The organism is Microbacterium sp. 77mftsu3.1 (assembly GCF_900100525.1).
Classification (GTDB): Bacteria; Actinomycetota; Actinomycetes; order Actinomycetales; family Microbacteriaceae; genus Microbacterium; species Microbacterium aquilitoris.
Genome location: NZ_FNCR01000005.1, coordinates 347,111 through 367,048, shown reverse-complemented (window position 1 = coordinate 367,048; position 19,938 = coordinate 347,111). Strand labels below are relative to the sequence as shown.

Here is a 19,938-nt window from a genome sequence, read left to right as displayed (position 1 = left end):
ACTGAACGAATGAGCATGACCCCCGAACAGGCGGCCTGGTTCCGCGACACGTTCACGCGACTCGTCGACAACGTCGACCAGGCGCTGATGGGCAAGCGCGAGGTCGTCGGCCTCGTGCTGGCGGCGATGCTCGCCGAAGGTCACGTCCTCCTCGAGGATGCGCCGGGCACGGGCAAGACGAGCCTCGCGAAGGCACTCGCGGCGAGCGTGCAGGGGTCGTCGACCCGCATCCAGTTCACGCCCGACCTGCTGCCCTCGGACGTGACGGGCGTCACGATCTACGACCAGCAGAACCACAAGTTCGAGTTCCACAAGGGTCCCGTGTTCGCCTCGATCGTCCTCGCCGACGAGATCAACCGCGCCTCGCCGAAGACGCAGTCGGCGCTCCTCGAGGTCATGGAGGAGTCCCGCGTGACGGTCGACGGCGTGCCGCACGAGGTGGGTCGACCGTTCCTCGTCATCGCGACGCAGAACCCCATCGAGCAAGCGGGAACGTACAAGCTCCCCGAGGCGCAGCTCGACCGCTTCATGATCAAGACCTCGATCGGCTACCCGTCTCTCGCCGTCGCCGAGCGGATCCTCGCCGGCGACGTCGACCGCAACCCGTCGGGCAAGCTGAGCCCCGTCATCACGACGAAGGCCGTCGCCGACATGGCCGACCTGGCCGCCACCGTCCACGTCGACCCGGCCGTCGCGCGCTACGCCGCGCAGCTCGTCGAGTCGACCCGCGAATCGGATGCCACGAAGCTCGGCGTCTCGGTCCGTGGCGCGATCTCGATGATGCGGATCGCGCGTGTGGTCGCGGCATCCCAGGGTCGTCACTACGTCATCCCCGATGACGTGAAGGCGCTGGCGGCACCTGTCTGGACCCACCGTCTCGTCCTCGACCCCGAGGCCGAGTTCTCGGGGACGACGTCCGAGTCGGTCATCGAGCGCGCCCTCGGCCAGGTCGAGGCGCCTCTCGCGAGGGCGTCCGCCGAATGACGATGACGCCGGAGACGGTCGCCGAGGCGCCGGACGCGCCCGGCCCCTCCGGCGCGCCCGCGGGCACCGCACCGGACGCCGCCGAGGACGCGGCGCTGCTCGCGCCCCGCGAAGCGACGCGGTGGGAGAAGGTGCGAGAGGACGCCGGGGTGTGGGCGCGCCGCGCGGGTTCCCGCGCGCGGATCATCGCCGAGGTGATCCAGCTCACCGGCTGGGTCGTCATCGCCGCCGCGATCATCCTCTGGATCACGGCGTTCTCGCTCGGCTGGCAGGAGGCGTTCGTTGCGGCGATCGTGGCGACGGTGCTGGCGCTCCTATGCATCGTCTTCCTCTTCGGGCGGACCGCGTACGAGGTCGATCTCGACCTCACCCGCACGCGCGTCGTGGTGGGCGAGCGGGCCGTCGGTGCGCTGAAGCTCGCGAACCTCACGTCCCGCTCGCTGCTGCCCTCCGAGATCGTCCTGCCGGTCGGTTCCGGTCGCGGCGTCTTCCAGGTGCCGCGGCTTCAGGCGGGGGAGGAGCACGAGGAGCTCTTCGCCATCCCGACGACCCACCGCGGCGTGCTCGCCGTCGGTCCGGTGAGCGTCCTCCGCGGCGACCCGCTGGGCCTGTTCGAACGCACGCACGACCGCCGTCAGGCCGTCGACCTTTTCGTACACCCGCGGACGCTGCCGCTCGAGGGGCTCTCGCTCGGGCAGATGCGCGACCTCGAGGGCCTGCCCGATCAGCACCTCGCCCGTGACGACGTCTCGTTCCACGCGCTGCGCGAGTACCAGCCCGGCGACGATCTGCGCCACGTGCACTGGAAGTCCACGGCGCGCACCGGCACGCTCATGGTGCGCGAGTACGAGCAGACCCGTCGCTCGCACTTCGTCGTGGCGCTGTCGACGCACCCCGGCGAGTACCGCGACCCCGAGGAGTTCGAGACCGCGATCTCCGTCGCCGGCTCCGTGGGCCTGCGCGCCCTCCGCGACTCGCGCACCCTGGACGTGCGCACGTCGGCCGGCAAGATCCGCGCCGAGACCGGACGCCGGTACCTCGACTCGCTCTCCGCGCTCGAGAGCACGAAGCCGCGCGACGGCGGGATCGTCGCGCTCGCCGGCATCCTGGCCGCGCACTCCCCGGATGCCGCCGTCGCCGTCCTGCTCTGCGGGTCGACGGTCGACGCCGGACAGCTGCGCCTCGCCTGCTCGCGCGTGCCCTTCGGCGTGCGGACCCTCGCGATCATCGCCGACAGTCGCCTCGAATCGCCGGTCCTCCGCCGCGTGGGCGACGCTGATGTCGTCGCGCTCGGCCACCTCGATCAGCTTCCCAACGCCCTCCGCAAGGTCCTCTCGTGAACCGGCTCGCCTTCTTTCTGCTGCCGGGTGCGACCTGGCGGCGTCTCGTCGCCGACATCGCCGCCGTCGTGCTCCTGCTCGGCGTCGGGATCGTCGGGTTCGCCGCGACCTTCGACGGCCCGGCCTACCTCCTCGCGGCGATCGGCGCGCTCGTGTTCGGCCTGGCTCTCGCGTGGGTGGGTGCCCGGTGGCGCTGGGGCATCCTGTCCCTCGCCGGGGCGACGATCGCGCTCTACTTCCTGCTCGGCGGTGCGCTGGCACTGCCGAACACGACCTTCCTCGGCGTCGTGCCGACCCTCGAGACGTGGCGCCAGCTGGCGCTCGGCGCCGTCACCTCGTGGAAGGACCTCCTCACGACGGTGCCGCCGGTCGACCCGGGCGATGGCCACCTGATCGTCCCGTTCCTGATGACCCTCGTCGCGACGGTGCTCACGGCGTCCCTCGCGCTGCGCCTGCGTCGCGCGGCGTGGGCGCTGATCCCGGCATCCGTCTACATCGCCGGTGAGATCCTCCTCGGCACGGCGCAGACCGTGGCGCCGATCGTGCAGGGCGCCCTCTTCGTCGTCGTCGCCGTCGTGTGGCTCGCGCTGCGCACCATGTGGAGCCCGGAGCGCACGGCCGTCGAGGCCGCGACCCCCGGAGCCGACGCCTCGCGCGCCGCTCGGCTGCGCCGTCTGGTGTCGGGCGGGATCGTCCTGGCCCTCGCGACGGGTGCAGGGGCTGCGGTCGCGGCGACCGCCAGCCCGCCGACCCAGCGGTACATCCTGCGCGACTTCGTCGTCCCGCCCTTCGACATCCACGACTACGCGAGCCCGCTGCAGTCCTGGCGCAAGTACGTCCGCGACTTCAAGACCGACCAGCTGTTCACCGTCAGCGGGCTGCCGAAGGACGGGCGCGTGCGCCTCGCGACGATGGACGCCTACGACGGCGTCGTCTACAACGTCGCCGAGGACGGCGCCGGATCGTCGAGCGCCTTCACCTCGATCCGGTCGAACATGTCGCCCGAGGCGTCCGGCACCGAGACCAAGGTGCGCGTCGACATCGAGGACCTGTCCGGCGTGTGGCTCCCTTCCGTCGGATCCGCGCGCGGCATCGAGTTCCAGGGAGACCGGGCGACCGACCTCCGTCGCGGCGCCCACTTCAACGATGCGACCGGCACCGCGGTGGTCACCTCGGGCGTCCAGTCCGGTGATGCATACACGATCGACACGATCATCCCGCCCGTGATCAAGGACGAGCAGCTCGCCGAGACGCCCTTCGCTCCGCTGAAAATGCCCAAGCAGACCGGCATCCCGCAGGCGCTCAGCGAGATCGCCTCGGATGCGACGGAGGACGCCGAGACGCCCATCGACCAGGCGCGCGCGCTCGAGAGCTACCTGAAGACCGACGGGTACTTCAGCCATGGTCTCGCCGACGACGTGTACTCGCCGTCCGGTCACGGCTCGGCACGCATCTCGATGCTCGTGAACAACGACCAGATGGTGGGCGACGACGAGCAGTACGCCGTCACGATGGCGCTCATGGCCACCCAGCTCGGCATGCCTGCCCGTGTCGTCATGGGCTGGCATCCCGATGAGGGTGAGAAGGATGCCGGGGGTGTCTTCACCGCGACGGGCGAGAACATGCACGCCTGGGTCGAGATCGCTTTCGAGGGCAAGGGGTGGATCCCCTTCGACCCGACTCCCGACGAGGACAACGAGCCGAGCCAGCAGAACACGAAGCCGCGCGCCAACCCGAAGCCGCAGGTGCTGCAGCCGCCGCCGCCCGCGCAGGAACCGGCCGATCAGCCGCCGGCACTCGCCGAGGAGCGCGATCAGGATGAGGACGAGGAGCCCGGCCCGGACTGGCTCGGACCCGTGCTCCTCTGGACGGGCGTGGGGCTCGGCGGCATACTGCTGCTGATGTCGCCGTTCCTGGTGATCGGTGGGCTCAAGGCGGCTCGTCGCACCCGGCGACTGCGCGCGGAGCGCACCGCCGACCGCGTGTCGGGCGGCTGGGACGAGCTGGTCGACCGCGCTGTCGACTACCGCGTGGCCGTGCCTCCCGGATCGACCCGCGCCGAGAGCGCAACGGTCGTCGGCGACGCGTTCGACGGTTCTCGCGTTGCGACACTCGCGCAGCAGGCCGACGCCGAGGTGTACGGCCCCGGTGACCCGACCCCTGAGGACGTCGACGCCTTCTGGCGCGAGGTCGACGAGATCGTCGCGGGCATGGCCGGCGGTGCCACGTTCTGGCAGCGTCTTCGGGCCCGGCTGAGCCTGCGATCGCTCCGACGCAGTCGGGCGGGTCGATCGGTGCGCCGGCGATGACCGGGGGTGCCCCCGCGACGATGCCTCACCGCGTCGGCGCCGTCGTCATCGACTCCGTCGTCGGGGCGGCGGTCGTCGCCGCGGTCGCGGGGGGCGTCCTGGCCGTGTCCGTCCTGTCGGCTGGCGTCGTGGGGATCCTGGTCCTGCTTCCCGCCGTGGCGGGCACCTCGCTCGCCTGGTTCCTCGTCCACACCGCCCTGCAGGGCGGCCGGGGCTCGATCGGCATGCGCGTCGTGGGGCTGCGGCTCGAGCGGGCCGACGAGGGCGACGGGCGGCTCGGCTTCGGCCGCGCACTCGGGCGCAACCTCGTGTGGACGCTCACCTGCAGTGTCGTCGTCGGTCTCTTCTCACCTCTGTTCGACTCGTCGCGGTGGCGGCGTGGATGGCACGACCTGGCTGTGGGGGCCGTCATCGTCCACCCGGCCGACGTCCTGGCGGTGACGCCCGCCGCGCCGGTCGAGCCTGCGCCCGCTGCACGGATCGAACCCGCGCCCGTCCTCATCCCGCAGACCGCGGCGGCCGCGGCGGCGCCAGATCCCCGGCCCGTCGTCTCGGCGGCGGCCACCGGCCACGGCGACCCCCTCCCTGCGCCGTCGTGGGCTCCGGCATCCGTTCCGGCGAACCGGCCGATCCCGCGGACGCTGCCGGTCGACGTGATCTCGACCGTCCCCGGAGTGCCGCACCGCGACGGCCGGCCCGCATCGGCCGAACGGGTCTCGCCGCCCGTGATCGCGATCCTGCGCTGGGATGACGGGACGCGGCACACGATCTACGAGCCGACGCTGTTCGGTCGGGGGCCCGGCCAGCAGGAGGGGCGGCGCAGCACACCCGTCCGCGACGAGACCCTGTCGCTGTCGAAGACGCACTTCGAGGTCGGCGCCGACGAGCGGGGCTCGTGGGTCGTCGACCGTCACTCGCTCAACGGCGTCGTGATCGTCCGTGCCGGTCAGCCGCAGCGGCTCGTCCCGGGTGAACCGGCGCGCATCTGGTCGGGCGACGTCCTCGAACTCGGCGATCGACGACTGACGGTGGAGTCCGCGCGATGATCGCGATGGACGTGCAAGTCGGGGCGGCGACGCACCCGGGCCTCCGTCGACGCGTGAACGAGGACTCCCACCTGGCGGAGTATCCGCTCTTCCTCGTCGCCGACGGCATGGGCGGCCACGATGCGGGCGCCGCGGCGAGCTCCGCCGTCGTGGCCGAGTTCCGCGCCCTCGTCGGTCAGGACTCCGTCGGGATCGACGGGATGCGGGCGGTCCTCGCGCGTGCCCGCGCCGCCGTGCACCGCATCGGTCACGAGGGGCGGGCCGCCGGCACCACCCTCACCGGTGTCGCGGTCACCGAAGTCGGCGGCCACGGATACTGGCTCACCGTCAACGTGGGCGACTCTCGCACCTACCGCTTCGCGGACGGTGAGCTCGAGCAGATCAGCGTCGACCACTCCGTCGTGCAGGAGCTCATCGACGCGGGCGAGCTGACCGGCGAAGCCGCCGGACGGGATTCGCGCCGCAACGAGATCACCCGGGCGATCGGCGCGGGCAGCGGCGGCGAGGCGGACTTCTGGCTCATCGCGGCCGAGCCGGGCGATCGCATGCTGATCTGCTCTGACGGCCTGTCGGGCGAGGTTCCCGAGGACCGCATCAGCGACATCCTCCGAGAGGTCGTCGACCCGCAGGATGCCGCGACCCGCCTCGTGCACGAAGCGATGCTCCACGGCGGTCGCGACAACATCACGGCCGTGGTGGTCGATGCCGTCCGCGTGGCGGGGCAGGATGATGATGCGTACGACACGGCTCCCGCGGGGGGCGCGTCGTACGCCGAAGAGGACACACGGCCGCGAGCAGCGGCAGGAGGAGACGCCTGATGCGCGCAGTGCGATATCGGCCCGACGGCGCCCCGGAAGCCTGGCGTGCCGCCGTGACCGGCTCGGCGCTCGCCGTGCTGCCCCCGGCTGTGACCCCGCACGCCGTCGAGGGTGTGTGGCGCCGGCTCGAGAACGGCGGGATCGGCGCCGTCCTCGAATCCCTCACAGGGGCGTTCGGCACGTCGCTCGCGGCGATCCCGCCGTTCGGTCTCGCCGTCGCGGAGGGCGACGGGGTGCGCGTCGCAGTCCGCGGTCCGGTGACCCTCGTCGTCGAGACCGCCGACGGCGTCGATGCGGTCTCGGGTGCCGGCGTCGCGACGTGGACCGAGAGGTTCCTGCCGGGCGTCATCCGCGTGAGCGTCGACCTCGGGACAGCCGCGGATGCCGACCTGTTGCCGATCGAGTCGGGCGTCGTCCCCGTCGCCGAGATCATCTTCGACGTCGCAGAGCACGAGACCGCCGCGCCGGTCGCAGCGCCCGTGACGGCGGGGGAGCCCCTCGCCGAGCCGGAGCCGGAACCAGTCGCCGAGCCCGAGCCGGAGCCTGTCGCCGAGCCGGAGCCCGAGCTCGAGCCCGAGCCCGCACCGGAGCCCGAGCCCGAGCCGGAGCCGGAGCCGGAGCCGGAGGCATCCGCTGTGGCACCCGACGATCTGGGCGAGACCGTCGCCTCGCCGCGCACGCTGGCGAAGGAACCTGAACCGGAATCGGAGCCGGAGACCGAGACGCCGGGGCTGGTCACGGGGGTTCCACCGATCCACACGCTCGGTGGCTCGCCCGTCTCGGTCCCCGTGCCGCACGATGCGCCGCGGCCGCCGGACCCCGGCGAGACGATCTCCGGGCCGGATGAGGACGCCGTCCTCGGGGCGACGATCGTGAGTTCCCGGGTGGCGCCGCAGGGCACCGCGCCCGTCCCCGCCCTGCCCCCGTTCGTGCCGCCGCACCCCGCGCCGCCCCTCCCACCGGTTGCGGATGCGTCGGCGCTGGGCGACCACGACGGTGCGACCGTATCCGTCGCCGAAGCGCGCGCGATGCGGTCGGCATCCTTCGATTCGATCGAGGACGTGCCGCCGCGGAGCCCGTCGCGGGGCCGCATCCGCCTCGCCGACGGCCGCGTCGTCGAACTCGAGCGCACAGTCATCATCGGCCGCCGACCGCGCTCGACGCGACCGGCCGAGAACGAGCTGCCGACCCTCGTCGCCGTGGACGGCCCACAGCACGACATCTCGCGCAACCATGTCGAGATCCGCGCGGAGGGTGAGCACGTGCTCGCCGTCGACCTCGCGAGCACGAACGGCACCGTCCTGCTCCGGGGCGGCCACGACCCGGTGCGGCTGCACCCGAACGAGCCCACCATGGTGATCGACGGCGACGTGCTCGACCTCGGCGACGGCGTCACCCTGACCTTCGAGGACCTTCCGTGAGCTCGAAGCGAGCCCCCGCCGCGCCACCGGAGCTTCCCGGCTTCTCCTACGTCCAGGTGCTCGGCTCCGGCGGATTCGCCGACGTCTACCTGTACGAGCAGGCGTTGCCCAGGCGTCGCGTCGCCGTCAAGGTGCTCCTCGCCGACAAGATGACGAGCGGCGCGGCCGAGCAGTTCCAGGCCGAGGCGAACGTCATGGCGATGCTCTCGACGCATCCCGCGATCGTCACGATCTACCAGGCCGGTGTCGCCGGCGACGGCAGGTCGTATCTCGTCATGGAGTACTGCTCCAAGCCGAACCTGCAGGTCCGCGCCCGCTCGGCCCCCATCTCGGTGGCCGAGGCGCTGCGCGTCGGCATCCAGGTCGCGGCGGCGGTCGAGACCGCCCATCGTGCGGGCATCCTGCACCGCGACATCAAGCCGGCGAACATCCTCGTCACCGAGTACAACAGGCCCGCCCTCACCGACTTCGGCATCGCGACGACGGCGGACGGCATGGATCCGTCTGCGGGGATGTCGATCCCGTGGTCGCCGCCCGAGTCCTTCGCGGACGCGCCGGACTTCACCGTGCGCTCGGACGTGTGGGCGCTGGGGGCGTCGGTCTACAACCTGCTCGCGGGACGGTCGCCGTTCGAGGTGCCCGGTGGACGCAACGGCGGCGCGGACCTGATCCGCCGGATCGAATCCGAGCCACTCGCCCGCCTCGAGCGGGCCGACGTCCCCGCGTCGCTCTTCCAGGTGCTCGAACGGGCGATGTCCAAGCGCCCGACCGACCGTTTCGAGTCGGCCGTCGCGTTCGCCCGTGCGCTGCAGAAGGTGCAGATCGAGCTGGCCCACTCGGTCACCCCGATCGACATCCTCGACGACGCCCCGCCCGTCGAGGAGCAGGAGGAGGAGGGCGAGCTCACCCGCGTCCGCGGCATCGTCAGCATCGACCCGCACACCTCGCCGGCGGCAGGGCCCACGTGGGAGCGGACCGCCCTCGCGGCGGGTCTCGCGACCGGGACGGATGCCACGCAGCACCGCGACACCTCGGGGTGGGCCCCCGGTGCCACGGCCTCCGCGACCGGCGTCGACTCGACCGTCCTGCGACCGCCGACCGCGATCCCGCCGTCGGCCCCCGCCGCTGCGGTGTCCGAGCCGGATGACGGCACGATCGTCCGGGGGTCGCAGCTGATCGCTGCCGGCGAGACCCCGCCGGCGACATCACCGACCGCGCCGCCGGCGCCGGCCGGTGAGACCGTCCGTCAGACGGCCGCGCCGGCTCGGTCGCGTCGGGGGCTGTGGATCGGGCTCATCGCCGCTGCCGTGGTCGTCGTCGTGGTGGTCGGCGCGGTGGTCCTCGCATCGCTGCTCGCGCCGCCCGCGACGGAGGCGAAGCCCGCGCAGTCCTCGGCCCCGACTCCGAAACCCCAGGAACCAGACGCGGAGTTCATCGCGGCGCCGACCGACGGGTCGAGCCGCATCCAGAACGGCAAGGCGGTCTTCCGGTGGGTCAACCCCGACCCGCAGGACGGCGACACCTACCTGTGGCAGCAGGTGCGCCTCGACGGCGCTGAAGCCACCCCCGCGAACGCCCCCAAGGCGCGCGTGTCCGTTCCTCTCGGGGACGAGACCCAGATCTGCATCGACGTCAGCGTGCGCCGCGAGAACGGCGCGACGAGCGACCCGCTGCGCATCTGCGCGACATCCTGACGGCGGGGATCAGCCCCGGTCGAGCACCTTCACGATGACCGACCGGCGGCGGAGCTCCGCGACCGTGCGGGTCTCCTCGTGCGCGTCGCGGCCGAGGGCCTTCACGTCGGTGACGACGAGCACGTCGCCGGCGCCGAGGCGCCCGAACAGGCGTGTGAGACGTTCCTCCCAGGTCTCGCCGATGTCGGGGGCGGGATGCCGGAACCCCTCGATCGGCACGCCGAACTGCGCGAGCGCGTCACGCTGGGCGACGACGCTCGGCATGTCGGGCCGCGAGACGACGAGCCCCACGAGTCGTGAGCCGGCGGGGAGCGCCAGCCACCACTCCGGGCTGGGGTGCAGGGCGGCGAATCCGGGGGCATCCGTCGTCGGATCGTCGGGGATCGCGATGAGGCGCGATTCCGCGTAGTCCCCGGGTGCCGGTTCGTCCGCGTGTGCGTCCACTGTGATCTCCTCCGCGAGCGACGATGCGGTCAGCCCCGTCGCAGTCCATTGTGACCGATCGCCCCATTCTGGCCGACGCGCGACCGTCCCGAACACGGTTCGCGGCACGAATGCAACCCGTGTGCCGTGACGTCCGGGGCGGAGTACGGTCCCGGGCATGACCTTCAACCCGAATGCCGACGTGCGGGGCAAGAGCGCGACTCGCCGCGGGGGCCGCGGCGCCGTCGTCGCCGGCGGGGCCGGAGTCGGCGTCATCGGCATCGCCGTCCTGCTGATCAGCCTCTTCACCGGTCAGGACTTCAGCGGGCTCCTGGGCGGGTCGCCCGGCGGGGGCACCGGCTCCGAGGGCGAAGCGCTGCAGAACTGCACGACAGGCGCCGACGCGAACAACGACGACGCGTGCCGGCTCGACGCCGGCGAGGAGGTCATCAACTCGTACTGGCAGAACGAAGTCGAGGGGTACCGCGCACCCGATCTCGTGCTCGTGGAGCAGCAGACGTCATCGCCCTGCGGCACGGCATCCAATCAGACCGGTCCGTTCTACTGCCCCACCGACGAGACCGTCTACATCGATCCGACGTTCTGGTCGATCCTCCGGAACCAGCTCGGCGCCGAGGGAGGCGAGTTCGCACAGCTGTACGTGCTCGCGCACGAGTACGGCCACCACGTGCAGCACCTCACCGGGATCTTCGAGGACCACCCGCGCGACGGGACCGGCGAGGACAGCAACGCGGTCCGCACCGAGCTGCAAGCCGACTGCTTCGCCGGGGCGTGGGCGGCTGAGGCGCCGAATCAGAAGGATGCCTCCGGTCAGTCCTTCCTGCAGAAGCCGACGCAGGCCCAGATCGACGATGCCCTGTCCGCGGCATCCGCCGTCGGCGACGATCACATCCAGCAGCAGTCCGGACGTGTGAACCCCGAGAGCTGGACGCACGGGTCGAGCGAGCAGCGCCAGCGCTGGTTCATGGCCGGATACACGGGCGGATCCGGCGCCTGCGACACCTTCTCCGTCTCGGGCCAGCAGCTCTGAGAGGCCGGTCCGGGAGCCACCTGATAGGCTGAAGGGGTTGCGGCGCCTTTCCTGGTGCCCCTCGCGTCGTAGAACGCATCATCCGCTGCCGATCCATCGATCGTCGCTGGCGACTCCTTCTCACGGCGAACCCGTCTGCGCACTCGCACTCGGGACACCGATCCGGGCGATCACGCCCGAGTTAGTTCTCTCATGACTGAACCCACGTTCGGCACGCTCGGCGTGCCCGCTCCCCTCGTCGCCGCGCTGGCTGCCAACGGCAAGACCACCGCGTTCCCGATCCAGATCGACACGCTCCCCGACACGCTCGCCGGTCGCGACGTGCTCGGCCGCGGTCGCACCGGCTCGGGCAAGACCCTCGCCTTCTCGATCCCCATGGTCGCCCGCCTCGGGCAGGAGCTCGCCGGCGGCACCCGCCGCCGCGGCCGCATCCTCGGCCTCGTGCTCGCTCCGACCCGCGAGCTCGCGACGCAGATCGACCGCGTGCTCGCTCCGCTGGCAGCCGCCTACGGGATGAAGACCGCCACCGTCTTCGGCGGTGTGAACCAGAACCGTCAGGTCGAGGCCATCCGCGCCGGCGCCGACATCGTCGTGGCCTGCCCGGGCCGCCTCGAGGACCTCATGCAGCAGAAGCTCGTGAGCCTCGACGCCGTCGAGATCACCGTCATCGACGAGGCCGACCACATGGCCGACCTTGGCTTCCTGCCCGGCGTCACGCGCATCCTGAACGCGACCCCGCAGGGTTCGCAGCGCCTGCTGTTCAGCGCCACGCTCGACAACGGCGTGGACAAGCTGGTCAGCCGCTTCCTGCAGAACGAGGTGCTCCACTCGGTCGACGAGGCGCACTCGCCCGTCACCGCCATGACCCACCACGTGTTCCACGTGCCCGGCTCCGACGAGAAGAAGGAGCTCGTGCGCTTCCTCGCGTCGGGCACCGGCCGTCGCATCCTGTTCCTTCGCACCAAGCACGCCGCGAAGAAGCTCGCCAAGCAGCTGACCTCGCAGGGCATCCCGTCGGTCGACCTGCACGGCAACCTGTCGCAGCCGCAGCGCGACCGCAACCTCGCAGCCTTCTCGGCCGGCACCGCCCGTGTGCTCGTCGCGACCGACGTCGCCGCCCGCGGTGTGCACGTCGACAACGTCGAGCTCGTCGTCCACGTCGACCCGCCCATGGAGCACAAGGCGTACCTGCACCGTTCGGGCCGCACCGCTCGCGCCGGCGCCGAGGGCGCCGTCGTCACGATCGTCCTGCCCGAGCAGCGTCGCGACGTCGACTCGCTCCTGCGCAAGGCCGCGATCTCCGTCACGCCCGAGACCGTGACCGCGGCATCCGCCTCGGTCGTCGAGCTCGTCGGCGAGGTCGCCGCGCACGTCACCCCGGCACCCGAGCAGCCGCAGACCCGCGGCGGCGGTCAGAGCCAGGGCGCGAACGCGCAGCGCAAGCGCGCCGCCCGCGAGGGCCAGGGCGACCGCGGTCGCTCCGGCCAGGGCGGCGGACGCGGCGAGGGTGGCCGTGGCCGTGGCCAGGGTCGTGCCGCCGATTCGACGCGCCGCTCCGCCGACGCGCCGCGCCGTGACGGCCAGCCCGCTCGCACCGCCGGCTCCGGCCAGACCGCGTCGCACGGCGCGCCCAAGGCCGCCCCGGCCGGCGGCGCTCGTCGCACCGGTCGTCGCGCCAGCGGTGGTGGTGCGCTCACCGTCGGGTCGGTCGTCCGGCAGAACGGTGCCGGCCGCCGCAGCGGTCGCTGACCCGCAGCATCCAGGTCGAGAGCCGCACCCCGTCCACAGGGGTGCGGCTCTCGCCGTCTGTCCCGCACGACGGTGGGCGGGACAGGTCTCGAAAAGTCCGGCGCTCAGCCGGCGGCATCCATCAGCGGATCGATGACGGCGCCGGTGATGGTGACCATGCGGCCGGTGATCGAGGCGACGCGGAAGACGGTCGCCTGCGGCGGGGTCGAGGCGTCGAGGGGGAGGATGACAACCTCCACCCGGTAGTCGCCGACGGTCAGGATGCCGTGGCCGGGCGCATCGGCGAGGACCACATAGGTCCGCGCTCGAGCCCGCGCCCAGTCCTGCTCGGCGCGGGAGGAGGCTCTCGGGTCACGGGAGCGGGGGAAGATGCGGCGCAGCGGCGGAGGGTCGAGTCCGCTGGTCGGTCCGCCCAACACCCGCAGGGGGTAGAGGGCGAGGACCTGGCCGACGAACAGTTCGATGACTTCGTCGGGACCCTCGGATCGCGCGCTGTCGTCGCGCGCCGTGGTCACGCCGACTCGGAACGCAGCTCGCGGTCGTACAGCGTCTCGGCTGAGGCGACCTCGAGCGCACGACGCAGCTGGGTGCTCGAGGTGTGCGCCGTGTACGGGAAGTAGACGACCTCGACCCCGACCTCGGCGAACTCCCGTTCGAGACGGTTGCCCTTCTCGGTGCCGCGCCAGTCGTCGCCTTTGAAGAAGTGCGTGAAACCGACCTCGCGCCACACGGCCAGCTTGTCGGGCACGCGCTCGATGTGGACGTGATCCACGAAGCGGATGCCGCGCACGATGTCGGCTCGCTCAGCCGTCGGGATGAACGGGTCGACGCCCTTCACCTCGTGCAGCATCTCGTCGCTGACCACACCGGCGACGAGCATGTCGCAGTTGTCCCTCGCGTGGCGAAGGATGTTCAGATGTCCCACGTGGAACAGATCGAACGCCCCCGCGGCGTAACCGATACGCACAGTCATAGCAAGCTCCCCAGCCAGCTAAATCGAGCCCCAACTCGAACCGAGCCCCCAAAGCCCGATGCGGAGGACACTACACCACGACGCCCCCGGGCGTCACGATCCGGTGCGGGGGCGGTACTCGAGCACGGCGCGCTCGAAGGCGTCGCGATGGTGGGCACCCGCCGCCGCCCACTCGCGACGGGACAGATCCGGTCTCGCGCCGCGCATTCGAGAGTCGTTCCAGGCCCGCTCGATGTCATCCGCGGAGATCTCACCCTCGAACGTGTGGACCCAGCCGGGACCGCACTCCTCGGTGAGCGCACGGTTGACGGCGTTCTCGGGGACGAGCACCGGCCGGTCGAGCGACAGGGCCGCCAGAGCGGTTCCACTGTTGTGCATGTGCCGGTAGGGCAGCACGATGAGCTCCGACGCGCGGATCGCCGTCACGAAATCGGGCTCGTCGAGGAAGCGCGCATCGATCGATATCCGGTCGTCGGATGCCGCTGCCGCACGGAGACCGTCGAGGATTTCGGACGACGACGGCTTGCCGGCGACGTGCAGGCTCACTCCTGCCCGGTCCCACTCCTTGAACGCCTCGACGAGGTCTTCGACCCCCTTGTACCGGCGGATCAAGCCGACGTAGCCGACCCGTCCGGCCACGCTGGGCGAGGGCTCCCGTACAGCGAACCAGTCGCGGTAATGCCCGTGCGGGATGGTGACCTGTGGCACGCCGGCGCGAGCAGGGGTGAGGTCGTTGAGAGCGATGTCGAGCGTGGTCGCCCGATCGATCCCGCTCAGGACGACGTGGTCGAACCATGAGATGCCCTGAGGTCTTTCCACGTTGTGCAGGGTCCTGACGACGGGTGTTCGCGTCACGAGCCACCGCAGAACCGTGAGCGCCGCGAGCGTTCGCCGCGCCGCGCGGCCGAGCGCTTTGTGACCGTCGACCATCAGCTCCGGCCAGTGGGCGTGAACGACGTCGTACTTCCCCAGCAGTGCGGTGCGGTAGTCGAACGTCAGGGTCGTGAGGCCCGGGGTCGCCCTCAGGCTGGCGTGGAGCTGCGCGATGTACGGGTTCGTGGTGACCTTCGGTGTACCGAAGGTCTCGAGCACGCGGATCGAGGGTGGATCCGTCGCGCGCAATGCGGTTCGGTACCAGCCGTCGACGAGGGCGGGGAGGCGATGGGCGGACCAGCGATCGTGGGGGCGACCGCCCGCGGTGGCTGCCGCGACGAGCTGGTGCGCGACGGCGCCGGGGAGGTCGCCCCGTAGATCGGCGATGTAGGCGTTGTCTCCCGCGAGCAGAGGCGGCCCACCCAGCGGCAAACACACGACCGGGCATCCCATGGTGCTCGCCTCTGCCGCGACCCATCCGGCCTGGTCATGCATCGACGGGAAGACGAACGCCTCGGCGCGCGCGATCGCATCGAGGACCTCCGGACGCGGTCGGTGACCGGCGAAGGCGACGCGGTCGTCGAGTCCCAGCCGGCTCCTCAGCCGTTCGAGTCGACGGCGTTCGTACCCGTCGCCGAAGATCGTGAGCGTCCAGTCCGCCGCCTGCGGGCGGGCGAGCGCCTCGATGGCGATCGCGGCTCCCTTCCAGGCGAGCAGCCGACCGGCGAAGACAGCGTGCCGTGGCTGCACGGCCGAGGTCACCCGGGCGGGCAGGTCATCCAGGCAGGCATTGGGTTCGACGACGACAGCGTCGTTGAAAGGCTGGAACATGCGGCCGACGTCCGGATTCTGAGCGACGATGAGCGACGCGCGTTTCGCGACCGGCGCCGCCCACAGACGGCGGAAGATGGTGGTCGTCAGGCTCCGGACGAGTTCGGTGAGCGTTCCCCTGACACCGAGCCACCGGCTCAGATGCCGGATCGGGAGGGTGCTCGACCCTCCTACGGGCCCCCAGACGAGGGGTACGTCGCGCAGAGCGGTCAGGCCGCACGGCATCCAGTCGTTCGCGAAGGTCACGTGGTGTGCGACATCGAAGCGCGTGACGTCGTGCAACGATCGCGCCCGCCGTCCGAGAGCGCGCTGCCAGAGGGGGTAGTACCAATACAGGTCCCAGCCTCGGCGCTTGCGGCGCACGACCTTCGACGGCAGATCGAGGTAGGCGACATGGAGGCGTCGGCGCAGAGCGGCATCCGTCGCGAGGGCCGCGTCGATGGCCTCTCGGAATCGGGGCCGCGTGATGACCCAGACGTCGTGGGTGCGCGCCGCCGCGGTGGCGACCTGCCAGCCTGCGCTCGCTTCCGGTTCCGATACCGGACCGCACGCGTAGGCGCTGATCAGCACGCGAAGCCGTCCCTCGCGCGCACGATCGTCGATGTGTTCCACACGTCCCCCATCACCGTGGATAGACCGCGCCCGTCATCTCCCCAGACAGGCGTGGTGAAGGAATACTAACGACACCACGCGATTTGCACGTCATACTGTCCGTGGGGAGGGCGCTTTCAGTGCCCGCGAACGTCCGGCTACTTGGGGGTGGCGCGAATGACTTCGCTCGTGGGGGAAACGAGTACGGTGCGACCGGGGACACGCGGTGTCCGCGTCGTGATGCCGGTGCACAACGCTGCGGATTACGTGGTCGCCGCGCTGGAGAGCGTGCTGGCGGACCTGCCCAAGGATGGGGAGGTCGTCGTCGTCGACGACGGCTCCCGAGACGGCAGTGGGCAGCTCGTGGACGAGATCGTGCGGCGCGACGATCGGGTCGTCCTGCTGCGCAACGATGAACCGACCGGGGTGTCGCGCGCCCTGAACCGCGGGATGACGTTCGAGAACTGTCCGGAATTCGTCGCCGTCGCGGAGCACGACGATCTCGTGCTCCCCGGGCGCTTCGCCGCCCAGCTCGCGGCATTGCGGTCGGATGCCTCACTCGGAGCCGTCTCCGGTGAGGGCCGGTACCTCGGGCCGACGGGCCGGATCGCAGGACGTGTATCGGTCGGGCCGCGGACGGATGCCGAGTTCCACCGCATGCGCGACGAGGGTCGGGAGATCCTCATCCCTCACCCCGCGATCATGTATCGGCGAGACGCCGTGGTCGCTGCAGGACTGTACGACGCCGAGTTCGACGCGGCGCAGGACCTCGAGATCGTCAACCGGCTCGTCTACTCCGCCGGGTGGCAGGTGCGCACTCTTGCGGAGCCGCACGTGCTCTACCGGATCCACGACACATCGATGTCGTTCTCCCACATCGCTGCGCAGCGGATGATGACGCGCTACATCGTCTACCGCAACCACGCCCAGCTCGAGGGGGGAGCTTTCGTCTCCTTCGCCGAGTGGCGGGAGGCGAACCGCCCCGACCGGCGAACCCGGTGGCGGTGGTACCGGAAGGACACCGGTGCGCTGCGATATCGCCAGGCAGGGCTCGCGTGGCTCAACCGGCGACCCGTCGCCTTCGCGGCCAACATGGTCGCGGCCAGCGTGCTGCACCCGCGCTGGGTGCTGATGAAGCTCCGTGTGGCACGCGGCCGATGACCCCCTCCGCATCGATCGATAGAACACCGCCGGCGGTGATGGTCGCCGTGCCGACCTACCGCCGACCGGACGACCTGCGACGACTTGTCCGCTCTCTCGATCCCGTCGTCGTGTACGCCACGACTGTGGGCGCGGCATCCCGGGTGGACATCCTCGTCATCGACAACGACCCGGATGCGTCGGGGCTCGCCGTTCTCCCCGATGACGCCCCCGTGATCCGGGTGCACGAGAGGTCGCCCGGCGTCGCCGCTGCCCGCAATCGAGCCCTCGACGAGAGCATCGGTCACGACGTGCTGGTCTTCATCGACGATGACGAAACGCCCGCGGCGAGCGATTGGCTGGCACGTCTTCTGGAGACAGCGCGGGACCATCGTGCCGACGCGGTCGCCGGCCCCGTGCTGACGGTGGTCGACGGCGGGATCGACCCGTGGATCGAGGTGGGCGGCTTCTTCGCGCGTCGTCACACCCGCGGCATCCTCACCGGCGAGGTCATTCAGCGTGCGGCGACGAACAACCTGTTGCTGGACCTCGCCATCGTGAGAGCGAGCGGAGTCCGGTTCGACGACAGATTCGGCCGCACGGGTGGTGAGGATTCGCTGTTCACCAGCCAGTTGCACCGGGCAGGAGCGCGCATGGTGTGGTGTGCCGAGGCGCTCGTCCTCGACCACCTGCCCGAGACACGGCGGACCCGGGCGCATGCGCTGGGGCGCGTTCGGGGCATGTCCGCGGCCGGTGTGCGGGTCGGACTCATCCTGGCTCCCACCCGCAGAGGGCGCGCCGTGGTCCGCGCGAAGGCGACCCTCGCGGGGGTCGCCCGCATCGCCGCGGGCGTCGCCCGGACCGCGACCGGCGCGCTCGTTCGCTCGGAGCGGCTGGATGCCACGGGTCGCCGGGACACCATGCGGGGTGTCGGGGCGTTGGAAGGCGCCGCCGGACACATCCGCATCCACTACGGAGAACCTGTGCGAGGAGCAAGCCGATGACGACGACGGGTTCGACTCCGCCCACTCTCCCCGAGACCCTCGCTCGCCTGCGCGGCGCTCAGAAGGGGCATGCTCGGGGCGCCCCCGCCTACTCGGTGTACGTCAACCGACGGATCGGGCGGTTGTTCGCCGCCGTCGCCTATCGATGGGGGCTCACTCCCAATCAGGTGACGATGGTGAGCGCCCTGCACACGTTCGCCGGCATCGCGGTGATCGCGACCGTGCCTCCCTCGTGGTGGGCAGGAGTCGTCGTCGCAGCACTGCTCGTGGCCGGGTACGCCTGGGACTCGGCCGACGGTCAGGTCGCTCGCCTGCGCGGCGGTGGCTCGATAGCCGGTGAGTGGCTCGACCACTTCGTGGACGCGGTCAAGATCGCCAGCCTGCATCTGGCCGTGCTCGTCGGGCTCTATCGGTTCGGTGACGTCGACGAGGTGGTCCTGCTCGTCCCGATCGGCTTTTCGGTCGTCGCCACGGCGACCTTCTTCGGGATGATCCTCAACGACCTCCTCAAGGCGGCTCGAGGTGTCGCGTCCACCCACGCTCGCGCCGGCGGTACCTTCGCTCGTTCGATGCTCCTGCTGCCGACGGATTTCGGTGTGTTGTGCCTCGCCTTCGTGCTGTGGGGCGCGTCGCCGCTTTTCCTCCTGGTCTACGGTGCACTGTTCGCGGTCAACGCTCTGTTCCTGTGCGCTGCTGCCGTCAAGTGGTTCAGAGAGATGCGCCGTGTCGACTGAAGGCGATGTGTGGGCCGTCGTGGTCGTCAATTACGGATCGAGTGCGCTGCTGGCCAGGAATCTCGTCGCGACCGCCGCGGAGGCGGACCCCGACCTCGTCGTGGTGGTCGACAATCCGACGACCGCCGCAGAGCGGGAATGCATGCGCGAACTCGCGGAGCGGGAGCGGTGGGTCCTCGTGGAGCCCACCGCGAACACGGGATTCGGCGGCGGAGTCAATCTCGGGGTGGCAGCGGCGATCGAGCGCGGAGCGACGGGCTTTCTGCTGCTGAACCCCGACGCGCGCATGGACGGGAACGCCGTGAGCGCGCTTCGCGAGGGGACCGTCGGTGCGCCGATGACCCTGTGCGCCCCTCGCATCATCACGCCCGCAGGGGCGGTCTGGTTCGCGGGTGCCGACGTGTCGCTCGTCGACGGCCGCACCCGCGGGCACTCCTCGCGCGCGAAGCACAGTGGCGAGGAGTCGTGGGAGTGGCTCACGGGGGCATGCCTGTGGCTCACCGTGACCTTGTGGGCCGCGGCCGGGGGGTTCGATGAGGAGTACTTCCTCTACTGGGAGGATGTCGATTTCTCGCGTCGAGTGGTGCTCGCGGGGGGAGGCCTTCGACTGATCGACGACGCTGTGGCGGTCCACGACGAGGGCGCGACCCATCGGTCGCGTCGCCAGAGCGACCGCAGCAAGTCCGAGACGTACTACTACTTCAACATCCGGAATCGGATGCTGTTCGCCACCCGATTCCTCGACGAAGAGGGAGTACGGCGCTGGCGTGCCGAGGTGACGGCGTCGGCCCGCGAGGTCATCCTCCGGGGCGGACGCGCACAGCTGCTTCGATCGCTTGCGCCGTGGCGGGCCTACGTGCGCGGCTCTCGGGATGCGCGCCGGATCGCCGATGGGACGGTGACGGCGAAGGCGATGTGAATGTCGGGCCGAACGGTTAGTATCTGGCTGAATCGTGC

At 71.0% G+C, this 19,938-nt stretch carries 17 protein-coding genes; 13 read left to right on the top strand and 4 right to left on the bottom strand.

The window, feature by feature from the left end:
* The first annotated feature begins 9 nt into the window (after positions 1-9).
* The 7 genes from BLR68_RS14605 to BLR68_RS14575 are packed head-to-tail and all read left to right on the top strand — an operon-like array spanning position 10 to position 9,612.
* Entirely contained in the window at positions 10-984 is a 975-nt protein-coding gene (locus BLR68_RS14605; RefSeq protein WP_018185813.1) for an AAA family ATPase, read from the top strand.
* Positions 981-2,324 carry a DUF58 domain-containing protein gene (locus BLR68_RS14600; protein ID WP_018185812.1) on the top strand — a complete coding sequence of 448 codons (1,344 nt, stop codon included), beginning with the start codon at positions 981-983 and terminating at the stop codon, positions 2,322-2,324. The genes BLR68_RS14605 and BLR68_RS14600 overlap by 4 nt, the downstream gene beginning before the upstream one ends.
* Positions 2,321-4,633 (top strand): transglutaminase domain-containing protein, encoded by a 2,313-nt coding sequence (locus BLR68_RS14595; protein WP_018185811.1) that lies wholly within the window; start codon positions 2,321-2,323, stop codon positions 4,631-4,633. The genes BLR68_RS14600 and BLR68_RS14595 overlap by 4 nt, the downstream gene beginning before the upstream one ends.
* Entirely contained in the window at positions 4,630-5,679 is a 1,050-nt protein-coding gene (locus tag BLR68_RS14590) for an RDD family protein (protein WP_018185810.1), read from the top strand. Before BLR68_RS14595 ends, BLR68_RS14590 begins: the two co-directional genes overlap by 4 nt.
* Positions 5,676-6,497, top strand: coding sequence for a PP2C family protein-serine/threonine phosphatase (locus BLR68_RS14585; protein ID WP_018185809.1), 822 nt, complete (start codon positions 5,676-5,678; stop codon positions 6,495-6,497). Before BLR68_RS14590 ends, BLR68_RS14585 begins: the two co-directional genes overlap by 4 nt.
* Positions 6,497-7,918 carry an FHA domain-containing protein gene (locus tag BLR68_RS14580; protein WP_018185808.1) on the top strand — a complete coding sequence of 474 codons (1,422 nt, stop codon included), beginning with the start codon at positions 6,497-6,499 and terminating at the stop codon, positions 7,916-7,918. The genes BLR68_RS14585 and BLR68_RS14580 overlap by 1 nt, the downstream gene beginning before the upstream one ends.
* Positions 7,915-9,612 carry a serine/threonine-protein kinase gene (locus BLR68_RS14575; protein WP_018185807.1) on the top strand — a complete coding sequence of 566 codons (1,698 nt, stop codon included), beginning with the start codon at positions 7,915-7,917 and terminating at the stop codon, positions 9,610-9,612. The genes BLR68_RS14580 and BLR68_RS14575 overlap by 4 nt, the downstream gene beginning before the upstream one ends.
* A 9-nt stretch (positions 9,613-9,621) precedes the next feature.
* On the opposite strand, the gene BLR68_RS14570 is transcribed toward BLR68_RS14575, so the two are convergent.
* Positions 9,622-10,056: a recombinase family protein gene (locus BLR68_RS14570; protein WP_018185806.1), complete on the bottom strand. Its 435-nt coding sequence runs from the start codon at positions 10,054-10,056 to the stop codon at positions 9,622-9,624.
* A gap of 157 nt (positions 10,057-10,213) precedes the next feature.
* On the opposite strand from BLR68_RS14570, the gene BLR68_RS14565 reads away from it, so the two are divergent.
* Both BLR68_RS14565 and BLR68_RS14560 read left to right on the top strand, forming a co-directional pair.
* Complete coding sequence (locus tag BLR68_RS14565; protein ID WP_018185805.1) at positions 10,214-11,086, top strand: KPN_02809 family neutral zinc metallopeptidase; 873 nt, start codon at positions 10,214-10,216, stop codon at positions 11,084-11,086.
* 192 nt (positions 11,087-11,278) lie between these two features.
* A complete protein-coding gene (locus BLR68_RS14560) occupies positions 11,279-12,835 on the top strand; it encodes a DEAD/DEAH box helicase (RefSeq protein ID WP_018185804.1) in 1,557 nt (518 codons plus the stop codon).
* Between the two features lie 104 nt (positions 12,836-12,939).
* Here the strand turns inward: BLR68_RS14560 and BLR68_RS14555 are convergent, their stop codons facing one another.
* The 3 genes from BLR68_RS14555 to BLR68_RS14545 form a co-directional block, all read right to left on the bottom strand.
* Entirely contained in the window at positions 12,940-13,350 is a 411-nt protein-coding gene (locus BLR68_RS14555) for a hypothetical protein (protein WP_018185803.1), read from the bottom strand.
* On the bottom strand, positions 13,347-13,808 hold the full coding sequence (locus BLR68_RS14550; RefSeq protein WP_018185802.1) for an FAD synthase family protein: 462 nt from the start codon (positions 13,806-13,808) through the stop codon (positions 13,347-13,349). Before BLR68_RS14550 ends, BLR68_RS14555 begins: the two co-directional genes overlap by 4 nt.
* 93 nt (positions 13,809-13,901) lie before the next feature.
* A complete protein-coding gene (locus tag BLR68_RS14545; RefSeq protein ID WP_018185801.1) occupies positions 13,902-16,124 on the bottom strand; it encodes a glycosyltransferase in 2,223 nt (740 codons plus the stop codon).
* A 168-nt stretch (positions 16,125-16,292) separates the two neighbouring features.
* On the opposite strand from BLR68_RS14545, the gene BLR68_RS14540 reads away from it, so the two are divergent.
* From BLR68_RS14540 to BLR68_RS14525, 4 genes are read left to right on the top strand one after another with little or no spacing between them, the layout of a single operon-like run.
* A complete protein-coding gene (locus BLR68_RS14540; protein ID WP_176770692.1) occupies positions 16,293-17,264 on the top strand; it encodes a glycosyltransferase family 2 protein in 972 nt (323 codons plus the stop codon).
* On the top strand, positions 17,261-18,247 hold the full coding sequence (locus BLR68_RS14535; protein WP_040570454.1) for a glycosyltransferase family 2 protein: 987 nt from the start codon (positions 17,261-17,263) through the stop codon (positions 18,245-18,247). The genes BLR68_RS14540 and BLR68_RS14535 overlap by 4 nt, the downstream gene beginning before the upstream one ends.
* Positions 18,244-18,981, top strand: coding sequence for a CDP-alcohol phosphatidyltransferase family protein (locus tag BLR68_RS14530; RefSeq protein WP_018185798.1), 738 nt, complete (start codon positions 18,244-18,246; stop codon positions 18,979-18,981). Before BLR68_RS14535 ends, BLR68_RS14530 begins: the two co-directional genes overlap by 4 nt.
* Positions 18,971-19,900 carry a glycosyltransferase family 2 protein gene (locus BLR68_RS14525; RefSeq protein WP_040570453.1) on the top strand — a complete coding sequence of 310 codons (930 nt, stop codon included), beginning with the start codon at positions 18,971-18,973 and terminating at the stop codon, positions 19,898-19,900. The genes BLR68_RS14530 and BLR68_RS14525 overlap by 11 nt, the downstream gene beginning before the upstream one ends.
* The last annotated feature ends 38 nt before the right edge of the window (positions 19,901-19,938 follow it).